The 21,040-nt window shown below is 63.4% G+C and carries 18 protein-coding genes; 12 read left to right on the top strand and 6 right to left on the bottom strand.

Features of this window, described 5'->3' with window-relative positions:
- The first annotated feature begins 167 nt into the window (after positions 1–167).
- Entirely contained in the window at positions 168–1,094 is a 927-nt protein-coding gene (gene pdxS / locus QN084_RS00305) for a pyridoxal 5'-phosphate synthase lyase subunit PdxS (RefSeq protein ID WP_031215979.1), read from the top strand.
- Between the two features lie 70 nt (positions 1,095–1,164).
- Here the strand turns inward: pdxS and QN084_RS00300 are convergent, their stop codons facing one another.
- On the bottom strand, positions 1,165–3,183 hold the full coding sequence (locus QN084_RS00300; RefSeq protein ID WP_069694569.1) for a M3 family metallopeptidase: 2,019 nt from the start codon (positions 3,181–3,183) through the stop codon (positions 1,165–1,167).
- Positions 3,184–3,266: 83 nt separating this feature from the next.
- On the opposite strand from QN084_RS00300, the gene QN084_RS00295 reads away from it, so the two are divergent.
- A complete protein-coding gene (locus tag QN084_RS00295; protein ID WP_069694568.1) occupies positions 3,267–4,514 on the top strand; it encodes a CapA family protein in 1,248 nt (415 codons plus the stop codon).
- Positions 4,515–4,518: 4 nt separating this feature from the next.
- Here the strand turns inward: QN084_RS00295 and QN084_RS00290 are convergent, their stop codons facing one another.
- Together QN084_RS00290 and QN084_RS00285 are read right to left on the bottom strand one after the other, a co-directional pair.
- Positions 4,519–5,250 carry a type 1 glutamine amidotransferase gene (locus QN084_RS00290; protein WP_021470633.1) on the bottom strand — a complete coding sequence of 244 codons (732 nt, stop codon included), beginning with the start codon at positions 5,248–5,250 and terminating at the stop codon, positions 4,519–4,521.
- Positions 5,247–6,566 carry a Mur ligase family protein gene (locus QN084_RS00285; RefSeq protein WP_069694567.1) on the bottom strand — a complete coding sequence of 440 codons (1,320 nt, stop codon included), beginning with the start codon at positions 6,564–6,566 and terminating at the stop codon, positions 5,247–5,249. Before QN084_RS00285 ends, QN084_RS00290 begins: the two co-directional genes overlap by 4 nt.
- Before the next feature lie 80 nt (positions 6,567–6,646).
- On the opposite strand from QN084_RS00285, the gene pdxT reads away from it, so the two are divergent.
- From pdxT to QN084_RS00240, 9 genes are all read left to right on the top strand, one after another.
- The gene (gene pdxT / locus QN084_RS00280; protein WP_069694566.1) at positions 6,647–7,348 is read left to right on the top strand and encodes a pyridoxal 5'-phosphate synthase glutaminase subunit PdxT; all 702 of its coding nucleotides are present in this window, start codon (positions 6,647–6,649) and stop codon (positions 7,346–7,348) included.
- 3 nt (positions 7,349–7,351) lie between these two features.
- Positions 7,352–8,107, top strand: coding sequence for a YebC/PmpR family DNA-binding transcriptional regulator (locus tag QN084_RS00275; protein ID WP_021470630.1), 756 nt, complete (start codon positions 7,352–7,354; stop codon positions 8,105–8,107).
- Between the two features lie 64 nt (positions 8,108–8,171).
- A complete protein-coding gene (gene ruvC / locus QN084_RS00270; RefSeq protein WP_031215978.1) occupies positions 8,172–8,747 on the top strand; it encodes a crossover junction endodeoxyribonuclease RuvC in 576 nt (191 codons plus the stop codon).
- A gap of 61 nt (positions 8,748–8,808) precedes the next feature.
- Positions 8,809–9,453: a Holliday junction branch migration protein RuvA gene (gene ruvA, locus QN084_RS00265; RefSeq protein WP_069694565.1), complete on the top strand. Its 645-nt coding sequence runs from the start codon at positions 8,809–8,811 to the stop codon at positions 9,451–9,453.
- Positions 9,446–10,522: a Holliday junction branch migration DNA helicase RuvB gene (ruvB, locus tag QN084_RS00260; protein ID WP_021470627.1), complete on the top strand. Its 1,077-nt coding sequence runs from the start codon at positions 9,446–9,448 to the stop codon at positions 10,520–10,522. Before ruvA ends, ruvB begins: the two co-directional genes overlap by 8 nt.
- A gap of 103 nt (positions 10,523–10,625) precedes the next feature.
- A complete protein-coding gene (yajC, locus tag QN084_RS00255) occupies positions 10,626–11,009 on the top strand; it encodes a preprotein translocase subunit YajC (protein ID WP_021470626.1) in 384 nt (127 codons plus the stop codon).
- A 114-nt stretch (positions 11,010–11,123) separates the two neighbouring features.
- Entirely contained in the window at positions 11,124–12,893 is a 1,770-nt protein-coding gene (secD, locus tag QN084_RS00250) for a protein translocase subunit SecD (RefSeq protein ID WP_069694564.1), read from the top strand.
- Positions 12,893–13,882 (top strand): protein translocase subunit SecF, encoded by a 990-nt coding sequence (gene secF, locus QN084_RS00245; protein WP_021470624.1) that lies wholly within the window; start codon positions 12,893–12,895, stop codon positions 13,880–13,882. The genes secD and secF overlap by 1 nt, the downstream gene beginning before the upstream one ends.
- A 157-nt stretch (positions 13,883–14,039) precedes the next feature.
- Positions 14,040–16,430 carry a RelA/SpoT family protein gene (locus QN084_RS00240; protein WP_031215976.1) on the top strand — a complete coding sequence of 797 codons (2,391 nt, stop codon included), beginning with the start codon at positions 14,040–14,042 and terminating at the stop codon, positions 16,428–16,430.
- Here the strand turns inward: QN084_RS00240 and QN084_RS00235 are convergent.
- The 3 genes from QN084_RS00235 to QN084_RS00225 form a co-directional block, all read right to left on the bottom strand.
- The gene (locus QN084_RS00235) at positions 16,427–17,026 is read right to left on the bottom strand and encodes a hypothetical protein (protein ID WP_062096937.1); all 600 of its coding nucleotides are present in this window, start codon (positions 17,024–17,026) and stop codon (positions 16,427–16,429) included. The genes QN084_RS00240 and QN084_RS00235 overlap by 4 nt on opposite strands.
- 96 nt (positions 17,027–17,122) lie before the next feature.
- Positions 17,123–18,613: a DUF349 domain-containing protein gene (locus tag QN084_RS00230; protein WP_062096936.1), complete on the bottom strand. Its 1,491-nt coding sequence runs from the start codon at positions 18,611–18,613 to the stop codon at positions 17,123–17,125.
- Positions 18,614–18,678: 65 nt separating this feature from the next.
- On the bottom strand, positions 18,679–19,473 hold the full coding sequence (locus QN084_RS00225; RefSeq protein ID WP_170828605.1) for a peptidylprolyl isomerase: 795 nt from the start codon (positions 19,471–19,473) through the stop codon (positions 18,679–18,681).
- A 206-nt stretch (positions 19,474–19,679) separates the two neighbouring features.
- Here QN084_RS00225 and hisS point away from each other — a divergent pair, with 206 nt between their 5' ends.
- Positions 19,680–21,026: a histidine--tRNA ligase gene (hisS, locus tag QN084_RS00220; protein ID WP_069694563.1), complete on the top strand. Its 1,347-nt coding sequence runs from the start codon at positions 19,680–19,682 to the stop codon at positions 21,024–21,026.
- Positions 21,027–21,040 lie beyond the last annotated feature (14 nt).

Below are 21,040 nucleotides of genomic sequence, written 5' to 3'. Positions count from 1 at the left end.
CCACTAAGGCGATCCTGCCGGGTAATACAAGTACTGCGCGCCTGCGTGGTGCGACTAGTATTACTAGTACTTGGTCACCTTGACCTGAAAACCCGGTGTGCGCTGATTGCGGTCCTCTGCTGTGTGCTGCCGGTCAGAAGGTCGTTTATCTACCCATAGGGGTTTTTGTGTCTACACCAGATGTAAGCAACGAAGCCGGTTCGTCCGCGAACAGCGTCACGGGCAGCAACCGCGTTAAGCGGGGTATGGCTGAGATGCTCAAGGGCGGCGTCATCATGGATGTCGTTAACGTCGAGCAGGCCCGTATTGCCGAGGACGCCGGCGCCGTCGCCGTGATGGCCCTTGAGCGTGTTCCTGCCGATATCCGCGCCCAGGGCGGCGTGTCCCGTATGTCCGATCCGGACATGATCGATCAAATCATTGCCGCGGTGTCCATCCCCGTGATGGCCAAGGCCCGCATCGGCCACTTCGTCGAAGCGCAGGTCCTGCAGTCCCTCGGTGTCGACTACATCGACGAGTCCGAGGTCCTGACCCCGGCCGATTACATCAACCACATCGATAAGTGGAACTTCACCGTCCCGTTCGTGTGCGGTGCCACCAACCTGGGTGAGGCGCTGCGCCGGATCAACGAGGGTGCGGCGATGATCCGTTCCAAGGGCGAGGCCGGCACCGGCGATGTTTCCAACGCCACCGGTCACATGCGCAAGATCCGTGCCGAGATCGCGAAGCTCTCTTCCCTGCCCGAGGATGAACTGTACGTTGCGGCGAAGGAACTGCAGGCCCCGTACGAGCTGGTCAAGGAAGTTGCTGCCACGGGCAAGCTCCCGGTGGTGCTGTTCACCGCCGGTGGCATCGCGACCCCGGCTGATGCTGCGATGATGATGCAGCTCGGCGCTGACGGCGTGTTCGTCGGTTCCGGTATCTTCAAGTCCGGCAACCCGGCCCAGCGCGCCGCCGCCGTCGTCAAGGCAACCACGTTCCACGATGACCCGGACGTGATCGCGAAGGTCTCCCGCGGCCTCGGCGAGGCGATGGTCGGCATCAACGTCGACGAAATCCCCGAACCCCACCGCCTGGCCGAACGCGGCTGGTAAAGCACCCCGACGACGCCGGCTGGCCACCTTAACGGTGACCAGCCGGCGTCGTTGTTTTATGCCTCCAGGCTCAAGCCTCGCCGAGGCCGCGGCGTTTTAGAAGTGGTTCAAGCCTGGCGTCGCGTCCGCGGAATTTCCGGAAGGACTCGAGGGGGTCGCGGCTGTTGCCGCGGGAGAGCAGTTCCTGACGGAAGTGGTCACCGTTTGCCCGGGTCAGCCCGCCGTTGTCCTTGAACCATTCGACGGTGTCCGCGTCCAGGACTTCACTCCAGATGTAGGAGTAGTACCCCGCTGCATATCCTGCGCCCGCGAAAATGTGCTGGAAGTAGCCGCTGCGGTAGCGGGGCGGGATCAGCGGATGGGCGATCCCGGAGTCCACGAGGGACCGGCTTTCGAAATCCATGATGTCTTCGGGGATTTCTTCTGCCCCCAAAGCGTGCCACGCCATGTCCAACAGCGCGGCGCCGAGGTATTCCGTGGTCGCAAAACCTTCACCCCAGAGGAGCGATGCCTCGAGTTTCTCCACTGTTTCCCCGGGCAGTGGCTGGTCCGTGACATGATGCCGGGCATAGTTTGCCAGCACTTCCGGCCACGTGAGCCACATCTCATTGACCTGGGAAGGGTACTCGACGAAGTCCCGCGGTACTGATGTCCCGGAGAACCGTGGGAAGGCCACGTCGGAGAACAAGCCGTGCAGCGCGTGCCCGAACTCGTGGAACACTGTGCGGACCTCGTCCAGGGTCAGCAGCGCAGGTTCGCCGGGCGCCGGTTTGCTGACGTTGAGGTTATTGATGACTACCGCCCGGGTTCCCAAAAGGTGGGACTGGTCCACGAGGGAGTTCATCCACGCTCCGCCACGCTTGGTCTCCCTGCTGAAATAGTCGCCCAGGAAGAGACCGAGGCTGCTGCCGTCCCCGTCCCGGACTTCCCACACCCGGACGTCGGGGTGGTAGCCCTGAAGGTCGGGCCGCTCGTGGAACGTAACCCCGTAGAGCTGCGTGGCGGCATGAAAAACCCCGTTCACAAGTACCGATTCCAGGGCGAAGTAGGGGCGCAGGGCTTGCTCGTCCACCTGGAACTTTTCCTTGCGTACCCGGGCCGAATAGTAGGCCCAATCCCAAGGTTCCAGGCTGTGCCCGGCTTCTTCGGCCAAGGCCCGGGCTTCGGCGTGTGCGTTCCGCATCGCCGCAGGGGCGAGCTTGGTGAGCATGCCTTGTACTGCTGCCAAGTCCGGGGCGGTCTGCCGGTCCACCATCAACTCCGCGAAATTCGGGAATCCCAGGAGGCTTGCTTTCTCTGCCCTGAGGCGGACGGTGCGCGCAATGAGGTCCCGCACATCCAGGGGCCCGGCTTCGATTCCACGGGAAACGGAAGCCTCGTAAAGTCGGCGCCGGACCTCACGATCCTCAAGCGAAGCCAGCACAGGTTGGTTGCTGGGCTGGATGAGGCCGAGCAGGTACTTGCCGTCCGCTCCTGCCTCCCTCGCGGCCTCGGCGGCAGTTGCGATGTCTTCGGTGGAAAGGCCCGCCAAACCGGCAGGGTCCTCGACCAGGACGGCGGCCGCTTTCATTCCTTCTTTGACGCGCTGCCCATAGTCAGTGCCCAGCCTGGAGAGTTCGGCGTTGATGGCACGGAGCCGGTCCTGGCTGGATTGGTCCAGCTGGATGCCGGACTGCCTGAACTCTTTCAGGTACTCCTCCACCAAGCGCGCGGAGGCGGCATCCAGCGAAGAAGTGTCGATAGCGAGGAACCGTTCGTAGAGGCCGCTGTTCAAGTAGATGGCATCCTGGTGTTCAGCCAGCTTGGGGGACACATCAGTCTCGATCTCCCGGATTTTCTCGGAGGCATCGGCCGAGACCAGCGTAAAGAAGGCCGCGGCAGCGCGTGCCAGGAGCTGTCCTGAGCGTTCCATGGCAGCGGCAGTGTTTTCGAAGGTCGGGGGTTCGGAGTTGCCCGTAATCGCCGTGATTTCCTGCAGCTGCGCAGCGAGCCCGGCGTCGATCGCTTCTGCATAGTGTTCGGGGGAGATGTCCGCGAAGGGTGGAAGCCCGAAGGGCAGCTCGCTGGGAGACAGCAGGGGATTGGTCATGAAGTGACTCTTTCACTTAACAAGCACGTCCTCAAGGGTGGCACGCACCCTTCTTCGCGGGGCGCGCCCATAGGATTGGCCCTATGGGGAACATCACCTTTTTCCGGGTCCGCTCACTGGCGAAGCCGGCGGCCGTGCTGGCGATTGCCGCCGCCTTGTCGCTGTCGCTGAACTCCTGCGGCGTGCTCGCCGAAGAGCCCGATCAATCAAGCAGTACTGCGGCAGCGCCGGAGACGGTCACGCCCACTCCGACGCCCACCCCGACCCCGACCCCCGGCAAAGGGCCGGCGTGCCCAACGCTTCGCTGCACGTCCGTCACGGTCACCGGAGACATGCTGGTTCACACCCAGCTCTGGCAACAGGCGCGCGCTGATGCGGCCGCGGCAGGACAGCCCGGCTACAACTTCGTCCCGCTCCTGGAGGGCCAGCGCCGCTACATCAGTGCCAGCGACCTTGCGATCTGCCATCAGGAAACTCCGGTGGCCACCTCTGAGGGTCCGTTCTCCGCTTACCCGTCGTTCAACGTGCCGCCGCAGATCATCGCGGCCTCGAAAGATGTGGGATACCAAGCCTGCACAACAGCAAGCAACCACACCATCGACCGCGGAACCGAAGGTCTCTTGCGGACCTTGGATGCCCTGGATGCGGCCGGCCTGAAGCACACAGGCTCCTACCGTACCGAGGCGGCCTCAAAAGAAATCCTGCTGCTCAAGACCCCTGCGGCCACCGTGGCCGTCATCGAAGGCACCTATGGCCACAACGGCCAGATCCCGGAGTATCCGTGGTTGGTCGACGAGCTTGACCCGGCCGTGATGATTGCCAAGGCAAAACAGGCGCGCGCCTCGGGAGCGGATATTGTGCTGGGCGTCATGCACGCAGGAGACGAATACGCCAGTGAGCCGAACGCGCAGCAGCAGGAGACCGCCCATGCGCTGGTGGACAGCGGGCAGTTCACCATGATCTACGGCCACCACACCCATTCCGTGCTCCCGATCGAGAATTACAAGGGCACCTGGATTGTCTATGGCCTGGGCAACGGCGTCACCGAGTTGTCACCGTGGTACGTGGTCAACAATGAAGGACTGCTGGTACGCGCCCAGTTCAGCCAGAACGAGGCCGGTCAGTGGACCGCATCCGATCTTGCCTGGGCGCCCTCGGTGATCGTCCGCGACCCCTACCGCTGGTGCTCCGTGGCCAGTGACGCGCCCCAAGGTGTCTGTGCGTCGCCGGCTGCCGACGCCGAAACCCGCCTACGTACCCGGACGGTAGTCGAGTCCATGGGTGCAGCGGCCGCGGGAGCCCGCGAGCTGCTGGTCACCCAGGAGAAGTAGCGCCTTACCGCGGGCGGCGGGCAGCGTGTTCGCGGGCGAGGCGGGCGTATCCGTCGTCGGGCTTTCCCGGAACAAACTCACCGAACTTGCGTTCCGCGGCGGTCTTGATCAGGAAGTCGGCGATGGCAGGGTTCTTGGGCAGCAGCGAGCCGTGGAGGTAGCTGGCCACCACGTTCCGGTAGCGCGCCCCCTCGTGGCCGTCCTTGCTGTTGTTGCCGGCGCCTTTGGTCACCGTGCCAAGAGGTTCGACGCCGGGTCCCAGGGTGGTCTGCCCGCTGTGGTTCTCGTACCCAAGGATTTCGCCGAATTCGGGGGACTTCAGGGTCACGTTGCCGATCAGGCGTTCATCGGTGCCCTGGGTCTCGACGTCAAGGATGCCGATTCCCGGAATGACGGGACCGGCGCTGGTCTTGAAGAATTTGCCGAACAACTGGTACAGGCCGCAGATAACCAGCATGGGCGCGCCGTCCTCGGCCAGGGCGCGCAATTGTGCGGCCCGGGCCTGAAGATCCTCCTGGATGACTACCTGGCCGCTGTCCTGGCCGCCTCCGCCCACAATAAGGTCCACGTCGTCGGGGAACTCGTCGCCGACGTTGTATTCAAGGAGTTCCGGGGTATAGCCGTGCCACTTGATCCTTTGTTGGAGAACCAGTGCGTTGCCCCAGTCCCCGTAGATGTTCATGTCCTTCGGATAGAGCTGGAGGACCCGAAGGGTTCCTTTTGATTCCGATGTCATGAGACCACCTCAACAATGGTGATTTTGGCCAGTTCACGGCGGATGGCGAGCATGGCCGTGTAGGTGCAGAAGATCCTCTTGGGTTTGCCGCGGGATCCGTCAATGAACTTGCGCAGCGCAGCCGTGATGTCAGTTTCGACGGCGCCGAAGGGCACCTCGTCGTACTGGAGGCGAAGCGCCATGTCGTAGGCGCGGACGCCCGTGAGGACTTCCACGCCGTCTTCGCGCAGCGATTCGAATTCAACGTCCCACAGCCACGACATATCCCTGCCGTCCGCGTAGTTGTCGTTGATGGCGATCATGGTTGCGTACCCGCCCGCCGGGAATGACTTAAGGCCCAGCCGGAATCCGCTGGGGTTCTTCACCAGCACCAGTTCCAGCGGCTGGCCGTCAACCGTGAGGCTCTCACCGCGGCCGAAGGCCGGCGCTACTTCACCCAGGGCCTTGACCAGCTTGGGGGTGTCCACAGCGCCGGTTCCCAGGATTGCGCGGGCCAGCGACAACGCTGCAGCAGCATTGAAGATGTTATAGACGCCACGGAGCTTCATGGGGGTGGTCACCGTTTCGCCGTCGAACTCAAAGTCGGCGTCGCGGGCACCTACGCGGCGCAGTACGACGTCGGCGTCCGGTGCCGCAGGCAGCTCGCCTGCGGGGGTGGTGCCGGGGGAAGCGGTTCCGGTAGCCGTGCGCATTTCGTCGTCGTTGGGGAAAGTACTCCGCAGCGACTCATCGAGGCCGAAGTAGCGGACCGCGGCATGGTGGACGGACCCGAGTCCCTGCACGCTGCCGGCAATCCGGGCTACCCGCGGATCTTCCCGGTTCAACACCACGGTGTCCGTGGTCTTCATGGCGATGTGTTCCAGGAGGCGGGCGGTCTTGTCGATTTCGCCGAACCTGTCCAGTTGGTCACGCAGCACATTCAGCAGCAGGCTGAAGCGCGGCGAGACCTTGTTGACGAAGTGCACGGCGTGCGCCTCATCCAGTTCCAGCACCGCCACGTCGGCGTCGAGTTTTCCGCGCCAGTCCACATCCCCCAATAGGGACGCAGCCACGCCGCGGGTGAAGTTGCTGCCGCTGCGGTTGGTGAACACCTTCAGGCCTTGGCTTTCGAGCAGTTCCACCACCATTTTGGTTGTGGTTGTCTTGCCGTTCGTCCCACTGACAACGGCCACCCCATGGGGCAGGGAAGCCAGGGTCCGTTCCATGAAGCCGGGGTCGATTTTTTCCACTACGAGGCCGGGAAATGCCGAGCCTCCGCCGCGGAGCCGGGACAGGCCGCGGACCAGCTTGCCGAGGGGGACGCTGAAGGAAAACATGCTCTGTAATATATCCCAGTTGCGGCATGGAGCCTTGTCCCGTTGCCGCCCGTGGGGTCTGCGGACACTATGATGGTCCAATGACCAAAACCCTTTCCGACGCTTCGTCGCGCGTTGGTGCCGGACTCCGGATCGGCGTGCTGGCGCTCCAAGGCGACTTCCGCGAGCACATCCACGCGGTGGAAGCTGCAGGCGCCACCGGTGTCGGGATCCGCAGGGCCGGGGAACTCGATGACATTGACGGCCTGATCATCCCTGGCGGCGAGTCAACGGCAATCGACAAGCTCGCCAGGATATTCGACGTAGCTGATCCCTTGCGCCAACGGATCGCCGACGGACTTCCCGTCTACGGTTCGTGTGCAGGCATGATCCTGCTCGCCAACGACATCGCGGACCCCGCCACAGACTTGGTCGGAAACCCCCAGCAGACCTTCGGTGGGCTTGACATCACGGTCCGCCGCAACGCCTTTGGGCGCCAACGGGAATCATTTGAGACGGACCTGGACTTCAAGGGCCTTGATTTCAGTGCCGGCGAGTCCGGCGTGGACCCGGTGCACGCGGTATTCATCCGCGGACCGTGGGTGGAACGGGTTGGTCCGGACGTTGAGATCCTGGCGCAGGTGGATCCCGACCACGCCAGCCACACGGCCACCCTGCACGGGATGGCTAGAATTGTTGCAGTGCGCTCCGGCCGTTTGCTGGCCACTTCCTTCCATCCGGAGGTAACAGGGGAGAAGCGCGTGCATGAACTCTTTATTCGAATGATCAGAGGAGAAGCGTAAAGCATGTCAGGCCACTCCAAATGGGCGACCACCAAGCACAAGAAAGCCGTCATTGACGCCCGCCGTGCAAAGTCGTTCGCCAAACTGATCAAGAACATCGAAGTTGCCGCCCGCATGGGTGGTCCGGACCTCGCCGGCAACCCTGGCCTGGAACTGGCAGTCACCAAGGCCAAGAAGACCTCGGTGCCCAACGACAACATCGACCGCGCCATCAAGCGCGGCGCCGGCCTCACCGGTGAAGTGGTGGACTACACCGAGATCATGTACGAAGCCCGCGGTCCGCAGGGTTCGGCGTTGCTCATCGAATGTTTGACGGACAACAAGAACCGTGCAGCCTCCGAGGTCCGGTTGGCGATTTCGCGCAACGGCGGCACCATTGCCGATCCCGGATCCGTGAGCTACCTGTTCACCCGCAAGGGTGTCGTCGTCCTGCCCAAGAATGGATTGTCCGAGGACGACATCCTTATGGCCGTCCTCGACGCCGGCGCCGAAGAGGTCAAGGACAGCGGCGACAACTGGGAAATCCACTCCGAGCCTTCGGACCTTCAGGCCATCCGCGATGCCCTGAAGGAGGCCGGAATCGAGTACGAGTCGGATGAGGCAGAGTTTGTGCCGTCCATGCAGGTGGACCTCGATGTCGATGGTGCCAAGAAGTTCATGAAGCTGGTGGACGCGTTGGAAGACCTGGACGATGTCCAGAACGTCTACAGCAACGCCGACTTCAGCGACGAGGTCCAAGCAGCCCTCGACGCCGACTAACAGCCGTTCACGCCGGCAGCCTCACATCCGCTGAGGCGTTACATTCACTGAGAAAGGCCCGGATTTGACTCTTCGCGTATTGGGAGTCGATCCGGGCCTTACCCGTTGCGGGATCGGCGTCGTGGATATCGAACGGAACCGCCGCGCAACCATGGTGGCTGTCGGCGTCGTCGGTACCTCGGCGGAACTCACCCTGGACAGGCGCCTGCTGGTCATCGCCCAGGCAATCGATGAGTGGCTGGACCTTCATCAACCCGATGTGGTGGCCGTGGAGCGCGTCTTCTCCCAAATGAACGTCAGTACCGTCATGGGCGTGGCGCAGGCGTCGGGAGTGGTGATTGCGGCTGCCGCCCGGCGGGACATACCGGTGGCACTGCACACGCCATCCGAAGTCAAGGCGGCGGTCACGGGCAGCGGAAGTGCCAACAAGGACGCCGTCACCAAGCTGGTCACCAAGATCCTTCGCCTGGACGCCCCGCCCAAGCCGGCCGATGCCGCCGACGCCCTCGCCTTGGCGCTCACCCACGCCTGGCGGGCGGGAAACGGGACGGGAGCTCCCGGTGCAAAGGGCAGCTCTGCCCTGACGCCAGCCCAGAAAGCATGGGCAGAAGCTGAAGCGAAGGCGCGGCGCGCGCGCTGAATGCCGGCTGCGCTTGCTAGGGTATTCGTAGATATGTTCGGATAGTTACAGGAGCCCGGTCTTGATCAGTTTTCTTCGTGGCACGGTTGCCCACGTCGGGTTGTCGACGGCAGTGATCGACCTCAACGGTGCAGGCATGAGCGTCCACGCCACACCACAGACGCTGAGCCACCTGAAGCCCGGCGATGAAGCCAAGCTCTTTACGTCCATGATCGTCCGTGAGGATTCGCTGACGCTGTTTGGCTTTGCCGATGACGACGAACGTGAGGTCTTCGATGTCCTTCTCAGCGTCAGCGGAGTAGGGCCGCGGCTGGCGTTGGCCGTCCTTGCCGTCCATGAGCCGGAGGCCATCCGCGTGGCCGCGCACACCGGAGACGGCAAGGCGTTCACCAAGGTCCCGGGCATCGGGCCGAAGGTCGCTGGCCGGATCGTCCTGGAGTTGGCAGGCAAGCTGGTTCCCCATGGCACAGGCACCGCCAGCGCCCCTGCCGCACCGGTAACCGCTGAGTGGAAGCCACAGGTAGTTGCGGCCATGACCAGCCTGGGATGGTCGGAAAAAGACGCTACGGGCAGCATCGACAAAGCCATGGCCGACTCACCCGAGCTCGTGGACTCGGGCAACGTCGCCCAGATCCTTCGCGCGACCCTTCGCTGGCTGGGCCAGGACGGGGCCCGTGCGGGCAACCGCGTAGGCAGCCGTGGCTGAGCAATCCCTGGTCGCCGGGGGCGAGGAACCGGAAGAGCGTGTCATCGAGGCCGCCCTCCGGCCCAAAAACCTTCACGACTTCGTGGGCCAGCACAGGGTCCGGAAGCAGCTTTCGCTGGTCCTGGAAGCCTCACGCATGCGTGATCGGAGCGCCGACCACGTTCTTTTGTCAGGGCCTCCGGGACTCGGCAAGACCACCCTTGCCATGATCATCGCTGCCGAGATGAATGCTCCCCTGCGGATCAGCAGTGGCCCGGCCATCCAGCACGCCGGGGATTTGGCTGCCATCCTCTCCTCCTTGTCGGAGGGCGAAGTCCTGTTCCTGGACGAAATCCACCGCATGTCCCGGCCCGCCGAAGAAATGCTGTACATGGCCATGGAAGACTTCCGCGTGGACATCGTGGTGGGCAAGGGCGCCGGAGCCACCGCCATTCCACTGGAGCTCCCGCCGTTCACCTTGGTTGGTGCCACAACCCGTGCCGGGCTCCTTCCCGGGCCCCTGAGGGACCGCTTCGGCTTCACGGGCCACTTGGAGTTCTATTCGGTCGAAGAACTTGAACTCGTCCTCCGCCGTTCCGCAGGCCTGTTGGACCTGAAGGTCAATTCGGCCGGCTTTACGGAGATTGCGGGCCGTTCACGCGGCACGCCGCGTATCGCCAACCGCTTGCTTCGCCGTGTCCGCGACTGGGCCCTGGTACACGGCATCGAGCAGATCGACGCGCGGTCAGCCGCCGCAGCCCTGGATATGTACGAGGTAGACGCCCGCGGGCTCGACCGCCTGGACCGCGCTGTCCTGGAGGCCCTGATCACCAAGTTCAACGGTGGCCCGGTGGGTCTTTCCACGCTGGCCATCGCCGTCGGCGAAGAGCCGGAGACAGTGGAGACCGTGGCAGAGCCGTACCTGGTCCGTGAAGGCCTGATGGGACGCACGCCGCGGGGCCGGATCGCCATGGCGTCAGCCTGGACCCACCTGGGGTATGCCGTCCCTGCCGGGGTGTTTGGCCAGGAAGCCTTTCCCTTGTTCGAAGAGGATGAAAACCACGCTGAGAGCGTAGACAGCATCGGTTAACACGCTGCACCCGGAATTTCCCACTAGACTGGTATGACGCTCGGCACAGGACGCTGCCGTGAACGCAAACGTAAGTACAGAACGGAACTTCCCTGTGGATCCAATGACCATATTGCTCTTCGTCATGCTGGGACTCTTTGTCTTCATGATGTTCCGCCGCAACAAGAAGACCCAGCAGCAGCAGGCTGAAATGCAGTCGAAGTTTGCTCCGGGCGTTGACGTCATGACCAGCTTTGGCCTGTTCGGCCGCATTGTCTCCATCGACGAGGCCGAGAACAAGGTAGTTTTGGAGCTTTCCCCGGGCAACGAAGCCACGGTGCACCGCCAGGCAGTAACCAAGGTCATCGACCAGCCGGCAGAGGAAACCCCGGTTGTTCCGGATGATGCGTCCTCGCTCACCGTAACCGGCACGGAGGCCCCGGCTGCTCCGGAGACTCCCGAGGAAACCATTGCGCGCCTCAACAAAGAGGACAAGAAGGACAACTAGCACTGTCAGCCGCGGTACCACCGCGCAAGATAACTTCTACGGCAGCGGAGAGCCGCCGGCGGACGCCCACCGGCGTCGGCCGGCGGCTGTCCGGCGATAACAGGAAGATCGATAATGGCACGGACCGGCCCTAGGAATTCAGCGCGCAGAGTGCTGACTTGGCTTGGAGCAATATTCGTCGTACTAACCGCAGTTCTGGCCGGGGGTGTCATCACCGGCAACGCCACGTGGGCTCCCAAGCTTGCGCTGGACCTTGAGGGCGGAACCCAGATGATCCTGGCGCCACGCGTCGAGGGCTCCAGCGAGATCAACGAAGAACAGCTCAACCAGGCCGTGGCGATCATTCGCCAGCGCGTTGATGGTTCCGGCGTAGCAGAAGCCGAGATCAGCACGCAGTCCGGCCGCAACGTGGTGGTCAGCCTTCCGGGAACACCGTCGAAGGAAACCCGCGACCTCATTCAAGCTTCGGCGGACATGAACTTCCGCCCCGTGATTGCCGCAGCTGACCCGGCGGCAATTCCTGCCGAGTCGCGCACGCCCGATGACCAGCTGAACAAGCCCACGGCCGAGCCGACGAACGCCAGCGACACCAACTGGGTCACTCCGGAAGTCCAAAAGGAATTCGAGGCCCTGGATTGCGTCAATCCGGCTGCGGAGAAGCGCGAGCGTTCCGACCCGGCCAAGCCACTGGTGACGTGCGAACTTGCTACGGACAAGACCCCCGCCATCAAGTACATCCTCGGTCCCGTAGAGGTCAAGGGCCAGGACATTGCCGATTCTTCCTTCTCCCAGGTCCAAGGAGCACAGGGTTCCGTCACCAACTCCTGGGGCGTCAACATCGAGTTCAACGGCGACGCTACGGAGAAGTTCAAGAAGGTTACCGAACGGCTCAACCAGTTCTACAACGCGTCCCTGGCACAGGGTGGCAACGATCCCAAGGCACAGTTCGCCATTGTCCTGGACGACCAGGTCATTTCCGCCCCTCGCGCACTGGCTGTCATCACGGACGGCAAGCCGCAGATCACGGGCAACTTCACGCAAGCATCCGCCAAGGCGCTTTCCGAGCAGCTCCGCTACGGCGCGCTGCCGATCTCCTTTGAGATCCAATCACAGGAACAGATTTCCGCAACCCTGGGTGGCGACCAGCTGCGCCTGGGTCTCCTGGCCGGCATCATCGGACTCGTGCTCGTGGTGGTCTACTCGCTCTTCCAGTACCGCGCACTTGGGCTCGTCACCATCGCTTCCCTCGTAGTCGCCGGCGCGCTGACCTACCTCGCGATCGCCATCCTCGGCTGGACCGAAAACTACCGTTTGTCCCTGGCCGGTGTCGCGGGCCTCATTGTGGCCATTGGCCAGACTGCGGACTCCTTCATCGTGTACTTCGAACGTATCCGTGACGAGCTGCGCGAAGGCAGGGGCCTGGTGTCCGCCGTCGAGAACGGCTGGAAGCGCGCCAAGCGCACCGTTCTGGCCTCCAAGGCAGTCAACCTCCTTGCAGCCGTGGTGCTGTACTTCGTCGCCGTCGGTAACGTCCGTGGCTTTGCCTTCACGCTGGGCCTGACCGCTGTGGCCGACCTCATCGTCGTGTTCATGTTCACCCACCCCATGCTGCAGGTCCTGGCCCGCACCAAGTTCTTCGGAGAAGGCCACCGCTTCTCCGGACTGTCTCCTGACCGCCTTGGAGCGGTGCCGTTGTACCGGGGTGCCGGCCGGATCCGGACAGCCGAGGAGAAGCCCGCCAACGTCAGGCCCCGCAACGCCGGTGCCGTGGCGGAAGCCGAACGGCGCATGACCATCGCCGAACGACGCCTTGCCGAGAAGGGGCAGCTCACCGGCTCGTCCAACGGCAACAAGTCATCCAACGCCACCAGCGAGGAGAAGTAATGACTACCAGCTTCGCGACCTTCGGCTATGAGCTCTACACGGGCAAGCGGTCCTACAATTTTGTGGACTCGAAGAAGATCTGGTTCATCATCGCTGCCGTGGCAGTGGCGTTGTCCATCCTCATCCCGGTGCTCAAGGGCGGCTTCAACCTGGGCATCGAGTTCCGCGGCGGTTCTGAGTTCACCGTGTCCAATGTGTCCACCACGGATGCCGGACTCGGAGAGAAAGCGGTCCACGACGTCGTTCCCGGTGCCGTGCCGCGCGTTGCCAACGTTGCCGGCAACACCATGCGAATCCAGACGGACCAGTTGACCGATGATGAGACCAACCGCATCAAGGAAGGCCTCACCAGCGCCTACGGGGTCACCGACAACGAAGTGACATCCAACTTCGTCGGCCCCACGTGGGGCCAGGACGTGACCCGGCAGGCATTGATCGGCCTGGTGGTGTTCGTCGGCCTGGCTGCTGTCCTCATGGCGCTGTACTTCAGGACGTGGAAGATGTCCCTGTCCGCCCTGGTGGGCATGCTGGTGACGATGTTCGTCACGGCGGGTGTGTACGCCCTGAGTGATTTTGAAGTAACCCCGTCGGCCATCATTGGCTTCCTGACGGTCCTTAGCTATTCGCTGTACGACACCGTGGTGGTCTTCGACAAGATCCGGGAGAACACCTCGGACATTTCCACTTCCACCCGCCGGACGTTCGGCGAAGAGGTGAACCTCGCGGTCAACCAGACCTTGGTGCGCTCGATCAACACCATGATGGTTGCTGTCCTCCCCGTGGCAGCGATCCTCTTCATTGGTGCCGGACTCCTGGGGGCCGGAACCCTCCGCGACCTGTCCCTGGCGCTGTTCGTCGGGATCCTCATCGGTACCGCAGCCACCATCTTCATTGCCGCTCCGCTGTACGCCTGGCTCCGCCAGGGCGAACCGGAACTCGTGAAGCAGGCGAAGAAGGTGGCCCACCGGAGGGCTGAAGCCGCTGCCTGACGAAGGCGCTTGAACAACGGAAAGAGCCGGCCCCTGCCAGGATGCAGGGGCCGGCTCTTTGACTTGCCGCTGTTCGCGTCATGTGCGTCGCGGTTGCGGAAGCATTCGTTGGCGGGAATAGACTGGAAGAATTAAATCGGTCGTGAGGGGTACTTCTGTGGAAGAGCGTGCGACGTCGGCACCACCGGCGGGCGGAGAAGACGGTCACAGCGGTGTGGCGGTTCCAGCAACAAGCGTGGCTGGGCGGTCTGCTGCTGTGCCGGTTGACGCCCCGGGGGCGCGTCCAACCTTCCCCGGACGGCGGGAAAGGACCCGTTCGCGGCTTGCCCGGCTTACCGGACGTGGGGTAGCTCCGTATTCGCCCATCCTGGAGCCGCTCCTCCGCACTGTCAGGGCCAACAACCCCAAAGAGGATTTCGACCTCATCCAGCGCGCCTTCGCAGTGGCCGAGCAGAGCCACCAGGGGCAGAAGCGCAAGAGCGGCGACCCCTACATCACCCATCCCGTCGCCGTCGCCACGATCCTGGCCGAACTGGGCATGACCGGCACCACCTTGGCTGCGGCGCTGCTCCACGACACCGTGGAGGATACGCCGTACACGCTGGCAGACCTGACCCGTGACTTCGGGCCCGAAGTGGCCATGCTCGTGGACGGGGTGACCAAGCTGGACAAGGTCAGCTTCGGTGAGGCTGCCCAGTCCGAGACCGTCCGCAAAATGGTCGTGGCCATGGCCAAGGACATCCGGGTCCTCATGATCAAGCTCGCGGACCGTCTGCATAACGCCAGGACGTGGCGTTTCGTCTCTGCGGAATCTTCCTCCCGCAAGGCTCGGGAGACCCTGGAAATCTTTGCCCCGCTGGCGCACCGCCTTGGCATGAACACCATCAAGTGGGAGCTCGAGGATCTCTCCTTTGCAGCCCTGTATCCCAAGGTGTACGAGGAAATCGTCCGGATGGTGGGGGACAGGACCCCCGAGCGGGAGAAGAGCCTCAGCGTCATCCGCAACCAGATCGCCGACGATCTTCGGACGGCGCGCATCAAGGCCACCATTACCGGCCGTCCCAAGCACTACTACTCGATCTACCAAAAGATGATCGTCCGGGATAAGGACTTCGACGACATCAACGACCTCATGGGCGTGCGCGTGCTGGTTGATTCGGTCCGCGACTGTTACGCCGCGCTGGGCACACTGCATTCGCGGTGGAACCCCTTGCCCGGGCGTTTCAAGGACTACATCGCCATGCCGAAGTTCAACATGTACCAGTCCCTGCACACCACCGTGATCGGTCCGGGCGGCAAACCGGTGGAGATCCAGATCCGTACGCATGAGATGCATCGCAGGGCCGAATACGGTGTGGCCGCGCACTGGAAGTACAAGGATCAGCCCAACCGTACCGCTGTCGGCCCCGGCAGCCCCCGGGACGGAGACATGGGCTGGCTGAGGTCGCTGGTGGACTGGCAGCAGGAAACATCGGATCCGGGCGAGTTCCTGGACTCTTTGCGGTACGAGATCAACGCCCGTGAGGTGTTCGTCTTTACCCCCAAGGGTGAAGTCATGGCTTTGCCCGCAGGCTCTACTCCCGTTGACTTCGCCTATGCCGTGCACACGGAAGTGGGCCACAGGACCATTGGTGCCCGCGTTAACGGCAAGCTCGTTCCGCTTAACAGCGAACTGAACCACGGCGACTGGGTCGAAATCTTCACCTCCAAGGCCGAAGGTGCAGGTCCCAGCCAGGACTGGCAGCACTTCGTCAAATCGGCCCGTGCCCGCAACAAAATCCGCCAGTGGTTCACCAAGGAACGCCGCGAGGAAGCAATTGACCGCGGCAAGGACATGCTGACGCGGGCCATGCGGAAGCAAAACCTTCCCTTGCAGCGGCTCATGACCCACGACGCGCTGTCTGCTGTGGCCGAGGAGTTCCACTACGTCGATATCTCCGGGCTCTACGCGGGCGTGGGCGACGGACACACGTCCGCCCAGTCGGTCATGGAGAAACTCGTCGAGCACCTGGGCGGCCAAGAGACGCCGGACGAGGACCTTGACGAGGTCAGCATCCCCACCCAGGTGGCCAAGTCCAAGTTCTCCGATTCAGGTGTGATCGTGCGTGGGGTCGGGGATGTCTGGGTGAAACTCGCCCGGTGTTGCACTCCGGTGCCGCCGGATCCGATCCTTGGCTTCGTGACGCGTGGTTCGGGAGTCTCTGTCCACCGGACGGACTGCACCAACGTTTCCGGGCTCCGGGACCAGCCGGACAGGATCGTCGAGGTCGAGTGGGCGCCGACGCAGTCGAGCGTGTTCCTCGTGGAGATCCAGGTCGAGGCATTGGACCGGAAGTCGCTCCTCTCCGACGTCACCCGTGTACTTTCGGAAAACCACGTAAACATCCTGGCTGCTTCGGTGCATACGTCCAGCGACAGGGTAGCCATCTCGAAGTTTGCCTTCGAGATGGGGGATCCGAAGTATCTCCACCATGTCCTAAGCGCTGTTCGTCGCATTGACGGTGTGTTCGACGTGTACAGAACTACCGGCAACCGTCGCCGCACCTAGCGTTCAGCCAGCGCGGCGAGTGTCGTCAAGGCCCGTTTCTTGTGGGGAACGCGCGGTGCGGCCTCGACGGCCAGTGTGAGTAACCGCAGGCGAACGCCCAGGTCCGGACGTGCCAGCAGCGAGAACAAGGCCGGCAGTGCCCGTTCTTCCTCGATATGCAGTGCGATGTCCGCTGCCGTCCGCAAGGGACTGCTGACGAGCATGCCGCCGAGGCTCACGACGTCCATTTGGCCCAGCCTGACTTCGTGGAGGCTGCAGTCCCGGGCGCCGCGGAGACTTGAGATACGGTGCTTCGCGTCGACCAGGAGTGACAGCCGCTCCGGAGGAGCCGCGCAACCGTAGATCCAGGCTGCTGTCAGGCGCCCCGCCACGACCTTGGTGCGCATCCTGGCGGGAACTGTGAGGGCCGCCGCACGTGCGCGCAGCCTCGGGGTTGTTGCCACTCCAGGGGCTGCGTAACTCTTTCCGTAGAGCGGGCGCAGGATCCCGTCCAGTGCCATGCTTTGAAGCTCCGGCCACGTGAATATCCGGCTGGGGGAGTACAACTCTTGGAGGGCGGGCTCCTGCAGGTGCGCGGCGGGATCGAAGGAGTGCATGCTCTGATCATTTCCCGCAGCCCTTAAATGCGCACAGGCCCCGGTTCGGTTATGTGGATAACCAAACCGGGGCCTGCAGCCACGCGGTAAGTCTGCCTACGCGAGGTCGCTCGCGGACCGCTGGATCTGGTCCAGCCAGGACTGACGGGCGTCAAGGGCTTCCCGCGCTTCCTTGATGCGACGCTGGTCTCCGGCTATTTCTGCCTTTTCCAGATCGTCCTTCAGGTTGGCGATGGCCGACTCCAGTTGGCTCAGGGCGCTGTTGGTGCGCGCCTTCGTTTCAGGATTGCTGCGGCGCCACTTTTCCTCTTCGGCTTCACGCACGGCATCTTCAACCTTGCGGAGTCCGGCTTCGATGCGGCCCATGTCGGCGCGCGGAACCTTGCCGGCCTCCTCCCAACGGTCACGGATGGACTGGAGCGCCTTCTTGGCCAGGTTGAGGTCATTGATGGGAAGGAGGGCCTGGGCCTCGGCAACCAGCTGTTCCTTGACGGCGAGGTTGGCGGTGTACTCCTGGTCGATTTGCTCGTTGGCGGCCTGCCGGTTGCTGAAGAAGACATCCTGCGCAGCGCGGAAACGGCCCCAGAGAGCGTCGTCGTCCTTACGGCTGGCCCGAGGCGTCGCCTTCCACTGGTCCATGAGCCGGCGGTACTCGCCTGCGGCATAGCCCCAGTCAGTTGAGGAAGACAGCGCTTCGGCCTCGGCAATCAAGGCCTCCTTCGCGGCCTTGGCAGCGGAGTTGTTGCTGTCCAGCTGGGAGAAGTAGGCCCGACGGTGACGGTCGAAGACCGTGCGCGCGGAACGGAACCGCTTCCAGAGCGCATCCTCATTGCTACGGCCGAGCCGGACGCCGCTCTTTTGTGCGGTCTTCCACGACTCGAACAACTCGTTCATGCGTGCGCTGGAGGTCTTCCACTGGATCTGGGCCGGATCCTGCCCCGCAATCGCTTCGGCCTCTGCAACAATCGCCTCGCGTGCAGCGAGCTCGTTGGCCCGCACTGCCTCGTGGGCGGCCTTCTCAGACTGTTCGAGTTCAGCGATCTGCGCTGAGAGGGTGTCCAAACGGGCCTCGGCGGAGCGGATGTCACCCACCATGTTGCGTTCGGCCAGCTGCTCACGCAGGTGCGCGACGGTTTTCTGCATGTCCGTGGCCGGGGCCTTTGATGCCACCCGGTGTTCCAGCAGGACTACCTGGGCAATGACGTCGTCGAACTTCCTGGCGAAGTAGCCCAAGGCCTCGTCGGGGCTGACGCCCGGGTACTGGCCCACGGGAATTTCCTCGCCGTCCAGCGTCAGGAAGACGTGGCCGTCCCCTTCCGCGCGCCCCCATTTGGCCGCTTCAGCCAAGGACGCCGCGGAAACCGCAGGAGCGGCGGGCACGACGGCGGCGGGCGCCTTGGGGCGGGCAGCGAAAGCCGCGGGGGACGGGGCCGGACGGGGCGCAGCAGGCTGTTCAGCTGCCGGGGAAGGTTCGACGGCGGGTGCCGCCTCCGGGGCGGCGGTTTCGCCGGCCTTTGGCTCGGCAGCCTCGACGGCTTCCTGGTTGCTTACTGCTGCTGTTTCGTCGGATTTCTGACTGTCTGTCACCGCTAAAAGTCTTTCGCTTGGAGGGACTGCTCAGGTAATGCACCCCAGGCGGGGCCTGGAGTTGGTTACTTCAGTGAAAACGAGTCTATCGTGACAGGTGCCACAGGGGCGCCGTCGTTGTTGGTGGCATCTGCCTTCAGCCCCGCCGCAGCGATCTTGGACACGACATCCAGGCCGCTGGTGACCTGGCCGACCACCGTGTAGCCCCCGGCCGAGTCTGCCGGGATGGTTGTGTCCTTGTAGACGATGAAGAACTGGTGCCCGTTCCCGTAAGCGTTGTTGCCGGTTCGGGCTACAGCGATGGTTCCGGCGGGATACGTGTTGCTTGACGGGGTGTTTTCCAGCGGACCCCATCTGTAGTTTGCGTCGTCCGCTCCGTCTTCTGACTTGGCGCCGCATTGCAGCAGGCCGAAGGTTTCGGAGGTTGTCAGCCGGTGGCAAAAGGTGCCGTCGTAGTAGCCCGAGTCGCTCAGGGACTTGATGACGGCCGCGGCCTGCGGGGCGGTTGTTCCGTCGATCCGGACGCCAAGTACCCCACCGTTCAGGGCAAGCTCGCCAGTGAAGGTCTTGCCCGCAGCAGTATCCGCAGCCGGAACATCGGCGCTGTTGGACGCCTGCGGTGATGCGGACGGCGAACTGAGTCCGGCCTGGGCCGCGGCGTACTCTGCCTCGGTGGGGTTGGAACTGAAGACCGTTAATTGGAGCACCGCCGCCAGGACCAAAGCCGAGGCTCCGGCGCCCACCGCCACGATGTTGTCCCGCCTGCGCCTTTTGGTCTGTTGCTGCCGCAGGGCACGCTTGGCCTCCATTTGCCGGATGCGTCGCCGGGCTTCGCGGTCGTCCCGCGATCTTGTTGCCAAGAGTCCTCCTGATGGTGTCCACGTCAACGGCAGTCATGCACCCGGGCGTGCTGCATTAGAACTGCGCGCGGGGAGAGCATAAACTGGCTGCCGCACATAGTTTATGCATGACCGTCCGGACTCCTGCCCAATAAACGCTGAATGCATCTTAATTGCAGTGGCGCGGGCTTCCCGCGGTCAGCCTTCTTCGAGGAGACTCTTCCACCATGGCACGTACCGCCTCCCTGTCCGGATTCCCCGAGTGGCTTCCCCAGGAACGGTTGGTGGAGTTGCATGTGCTCGATACGCTGCGCAAGACCTTCGAGCTGCATGGGTTCTCCTCCATTGAGACCCGTGCGGTGGAGACGGTGGGGCAGCTGCTGCGCAAGGGAGAGATCGACAAGGAAGTCTACGGCCTGAGCCGTCTGCAGGACGACGACGAAGAGAATGCAAAAACAGGCAAGACTGATCCGAACGCCTTGGCACTGCACTTTGACCTGACCGTTCCCTTTGCACGCTACGTGGTGGAAAATGCCGGCTACTTGGCGTTCCCGTTCCGCCGTTACCAGATCCAAAAAGTCTGGCGGGGGGAACGGCCGCAGGAAGGCCGTGCCCGCGAGTTCACCCAGGCCGACATCGACGTCGTGGGAGACGGCGAGCTGCCGTTCCGCTACGACGTCGAAATCGCACTGGTGATCGCAGAGGCGCTGAGCGCCCTGCCCATCCCGGATTTCCGGCTGCGGATCAACAACCGGAAGCTGGCCGAAGGTTTCTACCGCGGCATCGGATTGACGGATACTGCCGGTGTCCTGCGAAGCATCGACAAGCTCGAGAAAATCGGGGCCGAGAAGGTGGCCGGGTTGCTCAAGAGCGAGCTCGGCGCCACGGACGAACAAGCCGGCCTCGCCCTGCAACTCGCCACCATCCGGACCGAGGACACCTCGTTCGTCGAGCAGGTACGCGCATTGGGCGTCAACGATGAGCTGCTCGATGAGGGCCTCAATGAGCTGGAGCAAGTGATCGAAGCGGCGATTCAGCGCGCTCCCGGGAAGGTCGCGGCGGACCTCAGCATTGCCCGCGGGCTGGATTACTACACCGGGACAGTAGTGGAGACGGTCCTTGTAGGACACGAGCAGCTGGGGTCCATCTGTTCGGGCGGCCGGTACGATGCCCTCGCCAGCAAAGGCAACCGGAAGTTCCCCGGCGTCGGACTCTCCATTGGTGTTACCCGCCTCGTCTCCCGGATCCTGAGCCAGGAGCTGGCCACGGCCTCGCGATCGGTGCCCACGGCAGTCCTGGTGGCTCTGAACCACGATGACAGCTGGTCCGCTGCCCAGGATGTGGCAGCCCAGCTGCGCAGCCGCGGCATCGCCACCGAGGTGGCTGCCAAGGCAGAGAAATTCGGAAAGCAAATCAAGTTTGCCGACCGCCGCGGCATTCCCTTTGTGTGGTTCACCGACGACGACGGCAAGCACCAAGTCAAGGACATCCGTTCGGGCGAGCAGGTGGACGCGGACCCTGCGACCTGGACGCCGTCGGAAGAAGATTTGTACGTTCGGGTGGTTACCGCCTGATTTCCCTCTGACGT

This window comes from Paenarthrobacter sp. R1, from assembly GCF_030264015.1.
In the GTDB taxonomy this organism is placed as follows: domain Bacteria; phylum Actinomycetota; class Actinomycetes; order Actinomycetales; family Micrococcaceae; genus Arthrobacter; species Arthrobacter ureafaciens.
Note: the sequence above shows the minus strand (reverse complement) of the source record. Positions and strands in the feature narration are given on the sequence as shown.